We start from the raw sequence: 2,672 nt of genomic DNA, 5'->3' as shown, positions 1-2,672 counted from the left end.
GCCGGTGGCGCGGTCGCGGCTGCGATCCAGGCGATAGAACGGCTCGAAGATGCGTTCGCGCTGGTCCAGCGGAATGCCGATGCCATCATCGTCCACGCAGATTTCACAGCCCTTGGGGCAGACCTTGACCCCCACCTGGATGCGTTTGTCACAGTAGCGCGTGGCGTTGCGCAGCAGGTTTTGCAGGGCGCGGGCGGTCAGGCGCGGGTCGAGGCTGAAGCGTTCGACGCTGCAGTCGAGCACCACGTCGATGACAATCTCGGGGTTCTCCAGCTCGTCATCGACGCTGCCCAGCACGCTGTCGATAAACTCATCAAGCACCACCTCGACCCGCTCCGGCAGTTGCGAAGGGTTTTGCAGACGGCTGTAGGAGAGCAATTCCAGCACCAGCTCATCCAGCTCACGGATATGCGCCACCAGGCTTTGCAGGCGCTCACGGCTGGCCTGGGGCAGGTCTTCGGACAGCGCCAGGGCCAGGCCGAAATCCAGGCGCGTCAGCGGGGTGCGCAGTTCGTGGGAGACTGCGTTGAGCAAGTCACGCTGCTGGTTCAATAGGTGTTCGATGTCGTCGGCCATGGTGTCGAACACCGTCGCCAGGCTGCCGATGTTGGAACTCGGCGGAATGCGCGTGCGTTCGCCAAAGTTACCCTTGCCCAACTGCGTGGCGGTGCTTTTCAGGCGTTCCAGGTCACGCCAGTGCGGGCGCAGCCATACCAGCAGGCAGGCCAGCAGCGCAGCGCCGATCAGTACGTTCATCGACCAGTACAGCAGGTTCATGTCCAACGGGTCCGGCGGGATGGTCAGCTTGACCGCAAACTGCGGGTTGATCGGCGAGCTGACCTCGGCCATCCAGCCCCATTCGCCCAGGCGGATCACCGGCTTGCCTTGCCCCAGCAGTTGCTCTTCTTCAGGGGTGTAACGGGCGTCCTGGCGCAGCAGCAGTTCGACCTTGAGCGGTGCGAAGTCCCGGCCCAGTTGCGCGGTGATCTGCGACCAATGCTCCACCGGCGCCCGCTGGTATTGCCTGACGATGAGTGTTCGCAGGCCGCGGGACTGTTCGACGTTGTAGTCCATGTAACGGTGCTCGAACACCTGGATCACCAGCGTGGGAATCAAGTAGATCGCCGCACTGTAGGTGACGATCGTGATCAGATAGAGACGCAGCAGCACACGAAACATGCTTCAGCATTCCCACTCGGATCGGCTGAACAAATAACCTTTGCCCCACACCGTCTTGATCTTGCGCGCCTCGCCGGCGTGGTCGTCGAACTTGCGGCGCAACTTGGAGATAGCCACATCCACCGAACGGTCGGTGCCGTTGAACTCGATCCCGCGCAGGCGTTGCAGGATCTGGTCACGACTGAGCACCTCACCGGCATGCCGCGCCAGCACCACCAGCAGGTTGTATTCACCGCTGGACAACTCCACCGCCTGCTCGCGCCAGGTCACGGTGCGTTCCGACAGGTCGATGCACAGGTTGCCGATGACGATCTGGTCGTTGACCACCTGGGGTTCGGACAAGCTGCTGCGGCGCAACAGCGTGCGCACCCGGGCCAGCAGCACGCGGGGCTCGCAGGGTTTGGTGACGTAATCGTTCGCCCCCCCATCCAGCGCTTCGACCTTCTGCACCTCGCTGGCGCGCACCGACAGCACCAGCACCGGCACCGTCGACCACTCACGAAACTCGCGCAGCACCTGCTGGCCGTCCATGTCCGGCAGGCCGAGGTCGAGTACCAGCAGATCCGGCTTGCTCAAGGCGGCCTGGGCCAGGCCTTCGTTGCCGCTGCCGGCCTCGATCACTTTGTAGCCCTGGGAGGCCAGGCTGATGCGCAGGAATTTGCGGATCTGCGGTTCGTCGTCAATGACCAAAATCGTCGCGGTCTGGCTCATGGTGTCCAATCAAAATCCATAAAAAAAAGAGAGTAGCTCACGCCTCGCGTTCCAGGCCAGGCTGTGTCGGCAACGGCAGGAACAGCGTGATGCAGGTGCCCCGCCCATCAATGCCATCGGCAACGCTGATATGCCCGCCATGGGCGCCGACCATGCCCTGGCAGATCGCCAAGCCAAGGCCCGTGCCCTGCCCGCCGCGGTCACCACGGGCAGCGGTGTAGAACATATCGAAAATCTTCGCGCGCTCGTCTTCAGGAATTCCCGGCCCCTCATCGGCCACGGCGAAGAACAATTGGTTATCCAGCACCCCGGCGCTCACTTGCAAATGGCCTTGGGCCGGCGAGAATCGGGCGGCGTTTTCCAGCACGTTGACCAGCGCCTGCTCGATCAACGCGGCATGCACATACAGCAACGGCAATTCAGGCGGTACATCGATGCTCACTTGCAGCGGCGCCAGCACCGCACGTAGGCGGCCGAGGGCGCTGCCGACGATATCACCGGGCGAGACCCAGTCCCGCGCCAGCTTCAACGCGCCGTGGCCCAGGCGGGTCATGTCCAACAGGTTCTGGATATAGCGATCGAGGCGCTCGGCTTCGTCGCGGGTGCCTTCGAGCAATTCGCGGCGATCCTCCAGCGGGATGGCTTCGCCGAGCGCCAGCAGGCTGTCGATACTGCCGCGCATGGACGTCATGTCATCGAACCTCTTCAGCACACAGCGCTACCGATCGGCCGGTCCAGCGCCCGCTGTCGCGATGAGCAATGACCAGTGCATCGCCCACACC

The 2,672-nt window shown here is 63.3% G+C and carries 2 protein-coding genes and 1 pseudogene; all 3 read right to left on the bottom strand.

Features of this window, described 5'->3' with window-relative positions:
* Positions 1-1,179, bottom strand: a 1,179-nt coding sequence (locus tag L9Z73_RS28790; protein ID WP_247408206.1) for an ATP-binding protein, incomplete at its 3' end; no start/stop codon positions are given.
* Between the two features lie 3 nt (positions 1,180-1,182).
* Entirely contained in the window at positions 1,183-1,890 is a 708-nt protein-coding gene (locus L9Z73_RS28785) for a response regulator transcription factor (protein WP_247408204.1), read from the bottom strand.
* Positions 1,891-1,927: 37 nt separating this feature from the next.
* Positions 1,928-2,581: pseudogene (locus L9Z73_RS28780) on the bottom strand (sensor histidine kinase); the annotation flags it as partial.
* Positions 2,582-2,672 lie beyond the last annotated feature (91 nt).

The sequence above is a fragment of the Pseudomonas emilianonis genome (assembly GCF_023072625.1).
Lineage (GTDB): Bacteria > Pseudomonadota > Gammaproteobacteria > Pseudomonadales > Pseudomonadaceae > Aquipseudomonas > Aquipseudomonas paraveronii.
The sequence above is the reverse complement of the archived record's forward strand: the minus strand, read 5'-3'. Positions and strand labels throughout refer to the sequence as shown.